We start from the raw sequence: 8,729 nt of genomic DNA, 5'->3' as shown, positions 1-8,729 counted from the left end.
TCGGCGGTGGTGGACGGTGACGACCCCGACGACCCGATGTGCAGATTCACCACGGTGCCGGTCTCGGCGCAGGCCGCCATCAGCGGATCCCAGTGGTCGGTGTGGATGCTGGGCAGCCCCAGCATCGCCGGGTTCTCGCTGAACGTCACGGCGTGAAAGCCGCGCTCGGCGTTCTCGCGGATCATCTTCGCGCCGAGCTCGGGATCGAGCAGCCACGGCAGTTGGCAGGGGATGATCCGGTCCGGATACGACCCCGCCCAGACGTCGAAATGCCAGTCGTTCCAAGCCCGCACCGAGGCCAGCGCCAGGTCGCGGTCGCCGGTCACCTGCTGCAACCGCTGCCCGGCGAAGCCCGGCAGAAACGACGGGAAGTTCAGCGAGGCGTAGATGCCGTTGAGGTCCATGTCCTTGATGCGGGCGTGGATATCCCATGCGCCCCGGCGCATTTCGTCGAACCGGACCGGTTCGAAACCGTACTCCGCCACCGGCCGTCCAACCACGGCGTTGAAGCCGACGTTGGGCAGTTCCTTGCCGTCATAGACCCACGTCTGTCCCCCGCTGTCGGTCTCGACGACTTTCGGCGCCCGGTCGGCGAACTTGCGGGGCAGCCGGCCGGTGAAGGTGTCCGGGGGTTCGACGATGTGATCGTCCACCGAGATCACCGTGTAGCGCCGGGGTGCCCGCGGCGGGTCCGGCAGGAAGGTGACCGAGCGCTGGGCGCCGGTCTTGGCCGTGGTGAAGTTCAGGTCGCTGGCCAGCTCGTCGATCGATTTCACGCGTCAATCCCCCTGCGGCGCGGCGTTGTTGAGTGTGAACTGACGGTGTTCAGCGTGCGGTGGGGGCGGCGTGTGCCGGCGTGTCGCCGCCGTGAGTGCACACTCGACGGTCACGTGAGCACACTCGGGTCGGCCTTGATGGTCATGCGCGCGGCCCCGGCCCAGTAGACATCGGCCGCCCGTTCGATCAGCGAGCGCTGCATGCCCGCCATGTCCGACCAGTTCATCGCCACCGGGTCCTTGCCGGTGAGCATGACGTCGTAGGCCAGCTTGCAGACGCGTTCGATGGATGCCGCGCGGTAGACGGCTTCGGGCAGGTTGCGGCCGGTCGCGATGACGCCGTGATTGGCCAGGATGGTCAGGTTGGCGCCGCCGATCCGCGCCGCGAGTTCCGCGGCGCGCGCGGGGCTGTCGATTTCGCCGTCGTAGGTGTCGACCAGGCACAGGTCGTCGAGGAACAGCGACCCCGTCTGGTGCACCAGTTCGGGCAGTCGGCCCAGCGCGGCGAGCACGCACGCGTGGTACGGGTGGTTGTGGATCACCACGCGGGCGTCGTCGCGCACCCGGTGCAGCTCGGTGTGGATGTGGATGGCGGGGGTGACGTCCCAGCGTCCGCGGATCACGCGCGCGTCGGCGTCGACGACGCAGATGTCGGACGCGGCGATCTCCTGCCACCACAGCCCCCATGGATTGACGAACATCTCCGTTTGGCCGTCGAGCTGCCAGGTGATGTGCCCGGCCATGTTCTCGGCGAACCCGATGCCGGCCAGGTGGCGGAAGGCGATGGCCAACGCCTGCTCGCTGGACAGGTCCACGCCGATGGGCGGCACCACCGACGGCGCCCAGATTTCCAATCCGCCGCGCCGCGCGTTAGGAGCGTTCATGACCGGCCTCCATTCTGGCTCCAATATCCTCGCGCAGGCGGCCTTTGGCTATCTTTCCGCCGGATGAGCGGGGCAGTTCGCCCAGAACGATCAGGCGTTCGGGCAGCAGTTCCTTGGAAACCCCCAGCGCCAGCAGGTGTTCGACGAGCCCCGGCAGGTCGACGGACGCGGAGTCGGTGAGTTCGGCGTAGAGGCAGACCTTTTCGCCGAACACCGGGTCGGGCATGGCGACCGCGGCCGCTATCGCGATGGCGGGATGGGTCATGACGGCGTCTTCGACCTGGCTCGCGCTGATGTTCTTGCCGCCGCGCACGATGAAATCGGAGGTACGCCCGGTGACCCGCAGGTAACCGTCGGCGTCGATCTCGCAGATGTCCCCCATGCGCATCCACCCGTCGCGGGTGAACAGCTTGTCGTGGTCGGTGCCGCCGAGGTAGCCCAGGCTCGTCGCCGGTCCCCGGCAGGCGGGCTGGCCGCGCCGTGTGGCGGTGACGTCGCGGTCCCCGTCGAACAACCGGACCGACATTTCGGGGATGAGCCGGCCCGCGGTGCGCAGCCGGTGCCCGCGCGAATCGTCGAGGGTTGTCGCGCTGAGCATCCCGGTTTCGTTGGAACCGTAGAACTGCAGGATCTTGGCGCCGGTGAGTTCCTCGAACTCGGCCGCGGGCCGGTACGGCAACGCCTCCCCGCCGGTGTACACCACACGCAGCGAACTGAGGTCGTAACCGCGGCTGGCCGGATCGGCCATCAGCATCGTCAACTGGGTACTGACGCAACACAATACGGTGACCTGGTGCCGGGCTATCGCCGCGCAGGTGGCCGCGGTGGTGAACCGGTCCAGCAGCACCGCGGTGGCGCCGAGGTGGATCGGGGTGGTATGGCTGGTCCACAGCCCGAACCCGAACGGGGTGGGAATGACGGGCAGGAACACCTCGTCGGGCGTCAGTCGCCCATTGGCGACGGCTTTCTGGTGGAAGTAGTGCCAACGGTTCTGGGTGTGCACGACGCACTTGGGCAGCCCGGTAGTGCCGGACGTCGAGTTGATCAGGAAGACGTCGTCGGGACCGAGTTGGGCGTCTCGGTCCAGCGCCCTGGGCTCTGCGTCGACGTCGAGGCGAAGCGTCCCGCCCTCGTGGCCCAACACCAGCCGGGGCACCCGCAGTTCGCTCGCCACTTCCGCGGCCACCCCGGCGCGGGGCGGATCGCTGATGAGGATTTTCGGCCCGGCGGTGCGCAGAATCGCCGTCGCCTCCCGGGTGCCGGCCCGCGCACCGATGCCGACGACCACCGCCCCACATCGTTCGATCGCGACGAACAGCGCGTGGATGGCCGCGCAGTCGCCGTGCCAGACCGCCACCCGCACGCCGCGGGCCACGCCGATTCCGGCCAGCGTCTCAGCCAAACTGGTTGCGGCAGTGTCGAATCCGCGCCAGGTGAACGCCGGCCCGCCATGGTCGACGTAGGCGTGGCGCTCCGGTGTCCGTTCGGCGTTTCGCCGCACCGCATCCGAAAGTGTCGACCCGCTCCACCAGCCGGCGGCATGAAAGCGGGCCGACTCCTCGTCGGTAAATGCCGGCGAACCCACGGGTTTCAGCCCACCGGCGCTCATCACCAAATGATAGGAAAGCCACCCGCGGGTTCGGCGCTAGGGATTCGGCGGGGCGGGCGCGGCGTGCTGGTTCTTGTCGGCGCTCGGGCGGCGCGGGTGTGGGGAGGGGCAGGTGGCGTTGCGCGCGCAGCCGCAATTGAGGCCGATGATGCAGCCGCCGCCTCCCCCGATGGGGTGCACCGGCAGGGCGCCGCCGGGAACAGGCGGCGCGGGCGTCACGACCGACGACGAGGCGCTGACGGCCGGCGCGGCGCCGGGCGAGAAACCCACCGCGACGACGAGCGCGGTCACACAACCGCACAGCGCGGCTCGCGTCTTGGCGCCCGGGGTGCCCACAGGGCAGAACAGTAGTTGGCGGCCGGTGATTGCGCAGGTCGCGCGGCTACCTCGGCGCGGAACCGGCGGGCAGCGTCTCGGCGGCTAGACGCGGCGTGGCCGCGTCCGCCGGCGGCCCATCGCCAGGCGCGCGGCGTAGATCCCGGCGCTGACCGCGAACATCGCGGCGGTCAACAGCAGCCACCGGCCGAAAAACGGGTCTTGGGTCTGACCGGTGGCGGCCCGGTAGGTGGAGGCGCCCTGCCCGAGGATGCCGGGCAGGAACACCAGCAGCGTCAGGCCCGCACCGAGCGCCGGTACCCGCAGATGGTTGAGCACCGGCACCCCGGCGTCGGCACGCTGCGGTGACGCCTGGGCGGGGCCGCGGGACAGCAGCCGGTCGGCGCAGGCGTAGACGGGAAACAACACCAGATCGTGGGCGACGACCGCCGCGGCGAACCAGACGATGATCGACTGCCACCAGACGTGCGGGTTCCACAGGGTGGCCGGTTTGATGACGACGACGACGTAGCCCAACAGCGCAAAGCCGGCGATCATGGTCAGCAGGTGCAGCGGGTGCGATCCATAGATCCTGGTGAACGCGCTACGCATGCCCGGCCGCCCGGAAAGCGATGGAAGCCACCCATTTCGTGTTGTGCACGCCGGGCAGCGCGGGCACGACGATGCGCGCGGGAAAGCCGTGATCCGGGGACAGGTCGGCGCCGTTCACCCGCAGCGCCAGCAGCGCGTCCGGGTGCAGCACCTGGTTGCGTTGCAGTGTGGCGGCGGCGAAGGCGCCGGATCGTTCCAGCGAGGACACTCGCGCGGAGTCCGGTGCGGGCGCGCCGGCCAGTCTGGCGAGGTCGGCCAGTCGCACGCCGGTCCACGTTTGGGTGGTCGACCAGCCTTCGACGCAGGCGATCGGCAGCACGGCGGTGTGCTGCGGCATGGCCAGCAGGGCCGCGCGATCCAGCGCCACCGGCCGGGGGCCGCCGGTCAGGGTTATCCGCCAGCCCTCCCCCGTGTCCCGGGCGGATATGCCGGCGGCGGCCGCCGTCCGGTTGACCTCGAAGCCGTTGGGCTCGGACCCGCGGGTGCGCCCTCGCGGCAGCAGCAGCGCGGCCGGCCGGGCATAGCCACCCAGCGTCTGGCCCGCCGTGATGACCGCCATGAACAGCGCGCCACCGCCCACCAACGCGAGAGCGCCCCGACGGCTCATGGTCGCGGGGCGCGGTTCCGGGGCGACCAGCCCCTCCGGTTCAAATGCCTGGGCTCTGGTGCCGGCACGTCCGGTGCGCAGGACGTCACGCGGTGAGATCGAGCGCAGGCCGGCCCACATCCGCGGGCCCTTGATCGCGACGTGCATGACGAAGCCGGTGATGAACACCCAGGCACCGAAATAGTGCGCGGTGTAGAAGCTGAATCCGAAGATGTAGTCGTACTGGATGTTCAGCACGCCGGTGACGATTTCGAACAGGATGCCGCCGACCAGCATCAGCAGCGAAACCCGTTCCAGCAGTTGGGCTATGGACCGGGCGGGCGGCCACACGAACAGCCGCGGGATCACCGACCACAGTTTGGCCAGCACCACCGGGATGAGAACCAGCCCGAGCCCGACGTGCAGCCCCTGGGTCAGGCGATACAACCACGACGGACGGGTAGGCCAAGCGAAGGTCGGCAGCTTGAGCCAGCCGACGTCGGCGGGGATGGCCTGGCCGAGCCGCGGCCCGTAGGCGATGTAGGACAGTAGCCCGGTCAGGATGACGATCGGCAGCGTCATCAACAGCACCGAACCGAACACCGAGGTCAGCCAGGGTCCGCGCAGCGGGCTGCGCCACAGCCGGGCGCATGGGCCGCCCGGATCTCTCGTCGCTTCGAGGTCATCGGTGGCGGGTGTGCCGGTCGTGCGCGTCGGCTTCATTCGCCCCTCACCCGCGGTCACCGACCGCGTTTACCGTGCCATCGATGATGATCCACGACGGGGCAGCGAATTGGGTTCAGTTCGGTGGCGCGCGGTGGGTGCGGGTCAGTCCTTGCCCCGCGGCGGCGGCTGCACCTCGACGCCACCGGAGTCGTGTTCGGGACCGGCGGAGGGATGCTCGGCGGGCACCCGGTCGCGCGACCGGGTGCCCTCGCTGAGCCGCTCGGGATCGGGCCGATGCACGTTGCCGTGGTACGGACCGGGCTTCGGCCGGGGCTTTCCGCCCGGGAACGCCAGCCGGAAGATGCTGCGGTGCACCATCGCCCACTGCTTCGAGAAGCGGCCGGAGTTGTAGGGCAGCTCGTAGCGTTCGCAGATCTCTTTGACCTGCGGCGCGATCTCCGAGTATCGGCTGCTCGGCATGTCCGGGTAGAGGTGGTGCTCGACCTGATAGCCGAGGTTGCCGCTGATGATGTGGAACAGCGGGCTGCCGTCGATGTTGGCGGCGCCGAGCAGCTGACGCACATACCAGCCGCCGCGCGACTCGTCCTCGACCTCTTCCGGCGTGAAGGTGTAGGTCTGGTCCGGGAAGTGGCCGCAGAAGATGATGGCGTGCGCCCACACGTTGCGGATGACATTGGCCAGCGCGTCGGCGGCCAGGGTGCGCAGGTAGGTGCTTTCGACGCCGGGTGCGACTTTGTCGAGGAAGCTCGCGGCGGCGCCGGCGCGGCCGCCCGTGGACACCCGCCGAAGCCTCCTGGCGATGCGGGACTGCGACGGCTGTTCGAGCCGGCCGCCCAACGCCAACTGGGTGAGCCCGAACGCCCCGGCGCTGATCAACGGCCAGCCGAGGTAGTCCTTGACGATCTGCGCCCGGGCTTTGACCCCGATGCCTTTCAGGTCCTTGCGCACCTCCGACCACGGCTTCTCGCGTTTGCGGATGGCATCGATGTCCATGTCGTGGACCGCCACGCCCCACTCGAACAGCAGCGTGAGGAGCAGGTTGTAGATCGGCTGGCCCAGATACCGCGGCGCCCATTTCTGGTTGGGGTCGATCCGCATGATCTCGTAGCCGAGATCTTTGTCCTTGCCCAGGATGTTCGTGAAGGTGTGATGGATGTAGTTGTGCGAGTGCTTCCACGACTCCGCAGTCGACGCCGTGTCCCAGTCCCACACCGAGGAGTGGATGTCGGGATCGTTCATCCAATCCCACTGGCCGTGCATCACGTTGTGGCCGATCTCCATGTTCTCCAGGATCTTGGCCATGGACAGACACGCGGTGCCCAGCAGCCACGCGGTCTTCGACCGGGATGCCAGCAACAAGATCCGGCCGGCCACCACGATCTGTCGTTGCGCCGAGATGACGTTCTTGATGTAGCGGCGGTCGCGGTCGCCGAGGTCGGCGAACACTTCGTCGTGAATCGCGTCGAATTCCTTGGCAAGCTTTTCCAGTTCTTGTTCGCTCAAGCGGCCGAGCGGATTGTCAGCGGCATTCTTCACGGCAGTTGTCACGAGCCGCTCCTTTCGATCAGAGTTCGAGTTCGACGTCGCCCTCGGCGGTGTTGATGCAGATTCGGACGTCCTGTCCGGTCGGTTCGATCACGTCACCCGAGCGCAGGTCACGCAGCTTGCCCGACTTCAGCGTCCCGACGCAGGTATGGCAAATTCCGATGCGACAGCCATAGGCAAGGTTGAGACCGGCCTTCTCGCCGGCCTCGAGAATCGATGTGCCGCCGTCACATTCGACTTCCTTGTCGCTGTCGAGGAAGCAGACGACGCCGCCCTCGCCGGCGTTGGCGTCGCCGCCGATCTTCGGTTGGAACCGCTCGAAGTGCAGGCGGTCGCAGTCGCCGTGCTCTTCCCAATGTTCGATCAGAGCGTCGAGCATTTCCCCGGGCCCCGAGCAGAATGCCTCGCGCTCGCGCCAGTCTGGGCACGCTTCGTCCAGGTCGCCGGGCGTGAATCGGCCCTGCTCGGAGGTGAGGCGCAGATCCAGCCGCATCCCCTCGTGGCGTTTCTCGAGCTCTTCCAGCGCCGGTAGGAACATGGCCTGCTCGCGGGTCCGCGCGGAATGAATGACCAGCACGTCGCGCATTTCGTCGCGATGATCGAGGTCGCGCAGCATGCTGATGATCGGCGTGATGCCGCTGCCCGCGCTGATGAACAGCATCTTGTCCGGCAGGGGCTCGGGCAGCGTGAACACGCCTTCGATTTCGCCCAGCCGCACCAGGTCGCCCGGTTGAATCTTGTGCACGAGATACGGCGACACGGCGCCGCCGTCGACCCTCTTCGGCGTCACGCTGATCAGGCCGTCTTCCGGCCTGGGATCCGAGGTCAGCGAGTAGGCGCGCCAATGGTAGACGCCGTCGATCACCACCCCGAGCCGCACGTACTGACCGGGCTTGTGGCCGGGCCATTCGTATCCGGGGCGGATCAGGACGCTGGCCGCTTCCGAGCCCTGCGCCTCGATGCCTTCGACCTTCCCGCGCAGCTCCTTGGTGGTCCACAGCGGGTTGATCATCTCGAGGTAGTCGTCGGGCTGCAACGGGCTGAACAACCGTCGCACCGCGCGCAGGAACAACCGCCGCCCCCACGGGACGTTGGGCTCGGCGCCGCGTTCAGCCATGTCCCCTAGAGTACACAGTTGTACACCGACGCCAAACATCGAATTGAATTCTGTTGCTGCACATGGTTAAACATGTGCCCAACGCGCGCATAGGCCAGACATAGCCGTTCACTGGCTGCGGTGTACTCGCGTTAGGGCTGTTGCGTCAGACACCTCTGAGGTGCCCCGGGTGCGCCATGCCCAAACGTTTGTTCGGCTGTGCAGCGGCGCCTAATGTCGGTGGGTGTGCTGATCGGCTTCCTCCTCGCGCTGGGCTGCTCGCTCTGTTACGGGACGGCGACCGTGCTGCAGGCGGCCGGAACCCGCTCCGTGGAAGCCGGCAGCGGCTCGGGTGTCGACGCCGTCCTGCTGTTGCGCGCCGTGCGGCAATGGCGCTATCTGGCCGGGGTCGGGCTCGACGTCGCCGGGTTTGCGCTCCAAGTCGCCGCGCTGCGTTTGGTGCCCATCTATGTCGTCGCGGCGGCGCTGGCCGCCTCGATCGCGGTCACCGGCGTGGTGGCCGCCTGGGTGTTGTCGGCGCGGCTGTCGCCGGCGGAATGGACGGCCGTCGGGGTGGTCTGCCTCAGCCTGGTCGCCCTCGCCCTGGCCGCCGGGCCGG

The 8,729-nt window shown here is 68.3% G+C and carries 8 protein-coding genes and 1 pseudogene; 1 reads left to right on the top strand and 8 read right to left on the bottom strand.

The window, feature by feature from the left end:
• The 8 genes from A5622_RS22675 to A5622_RS22640 form a co-directional block, all read right to left on the bottom strand.
• On the bottom strand, positions 1–776 hold a 776-nt coding region (locus tag A5622_RS22675), incomplete at its 3' end, for an amidohydrolase family protein (RefSeq protein ID WP_156753056.1).
• A gap of 110 nt (positions 777–886) precedes the next feature.
• On the bottom strand, positions 887–1,660 hold the full coding sequence (locus tag A5622_RS22670) for a class II aldolase/adducin family protein (protein WP_066881384.1): 774 nt from the start codon (positions 1,658–1,660) through the stop codon (positions 887–889).
• The gene (locus tag A5622_RS22665; RefSeq protein ID WP_066881383.1) at positions 1,647–3,269 is read right to left on the bottom strand and encodes a class I adenylate-forming enzyme family protein; all 1,623 of its coding nucleotides are present in this window, start codon (positions 3,267–3,269) and stop codon (positions 1,647–1,649) included. Before A5622_RS22665 ends, A5622_RS22670 begins: the two co-directional genes overlap by 14 nt.
• 36 nt (positions 3,270–3,305) lie before the next feature.
• On the bottom strand, positions 3,306–3,605 hold the full coding sequence (locus A5622_RS22660) for a hypothetical protein (RefSeq protein ID WP_066881382.1): 300 nt from the start codon (positions 3,603–3,605) through the stop codon (positions 3,306–3,308).
• Positions 3,606–3,689: 84 nt separating this feature from the next.
• Positions 3,690–4,196, bottom strand: a complete 507-nt coding sequence (locus A5622_RS22655) for a hypothetical protein (protein WP_066881380.1) — start codon at positions 4,194–4,196, stop codon at positions 3,690–3,692.
• Positions 4,189–5,505, bottom strand: coding sequence for a molybdopterin-dependent oxidoreductase (locus A5622_RS22650; protein WP_082994664.1), 1,317 nt, complete (start codon positions 5,503–5,505; stop codon positions 4,189–4,191). Before A5622_RS22650 ends, A5622_RS22655 begins: the two co-directional genes overlap by 8 nt.
• A gap of 105 nt (positions 5,506–5,610) precedes the next feature.
• Positions 5,611–7,017, bottom strand: coding sequence for an acyl-CoA desaturase (locus A5622_RS22645; protein ID WP_066881379.1), 1,407 nt, complete (start codon positions 7,015–7,017; stop codon positions 5,611–5,613).
• Between the two features lie 16 nt (positions 7,018–7,033).
• Positions 7,034–8,131 (bottom strand): ferredoxin reductase, encoded by a 1,098-nt coding sequence (locus A5622_RS22640; RefSeq protein WP_066866480.1) that lies wholly within the window; start codon positions 8,129–8,131, stop codon positions 7,034–7,036.
• A 213-nt stretch (positions 8,132–8,344) separates the two neighbouring features.
• Here A5622_RS22640 and A5622_RS22635 point away from each other — a divergent pair.
• A pseudogene (locus tag A5622_RS22635) lies at positions 8,345–8,729 on the top strand (hypothetical protein); the annotation flags it as partial.

The organism is Mycobacterium sp. 1245801.1 (genome assembly GCF_001673055.1).
GTDB classification, from domain to species: domain Bacteria; phylum Actinomycetota; class Actinomycetes; order Mycobacteriales; family Mycobacteriaceae; genus Mycobacterium; species Mycobacterium europaeum_A.
Note: the sequence above shows the minus strand (reverse complement) of the source record. Positions and strands in the feature narration are given on the sequence as shown.